We start from the raw sequence: 449 nt of genomic DNA on the forward strand, positions 1-449 counted from the left end.
TGCGGTGCCGTCGTACGGCTGGGGCACGTACTTCTCGTGGGCGAAGAGGTTGGCGCGGAAGACGTTGAAGAGGGCACGCAGCTGGGCCGGGCCGGACTGCGCGTCGAGGATGCGCACCCGGAGTCCTTCCTCCAGCAGGTGGCCCAGCATCGCATCGTCGTCCTGTGCCAGCGCTTCGTCCGAAACGGAGAGTTCCTGGCCGAAGGCGGTGGCGGTGGCATGGGCGAAGGCGAGCCTTGCGCGGGCCTCGGAGTCGAGGTGCGTGGCTTCCTGAGCGGGCTTCGTCAGGCCGTGGACGTGGGCGTCGATGAGTGCGAGCAGGTCCACGGCTTCACCGGCCTCGCGCAGGCGACGGGCCATCTCGTAGGCGATGACGCCGCCGAGAGACCAGCCTCCCAGTTGGTAGGGGCCGTGAGGCTGCACCGTGCGGATGGCTTCGATGTAGAGGG

At 68.8% G+C, this 449-nt stretch carries 1 protein-coding gene; it reads right to left on the reverse strand.

Features of this window, described 5'->3' with window-relative positions:
* Nucleotides 1-449 (reverse strand): thioesterase domain-containing protein (locus tag D7Y04_RS42650; protein ID WP_199749826.1); only part of this gene is annotated, 449 nt, incomplete at both ends.

Origin of the sequence: Corallococcus sp. AB038B (assembly GCF_003668955.1) — a bacterium.
Taxonomy (GTDB): domain Bacteria; phylum Myxococcota; class Myxococcia; order Myxococcales; family Myxococcaceae; genus Corallococcus; species Corallococcus exiguus.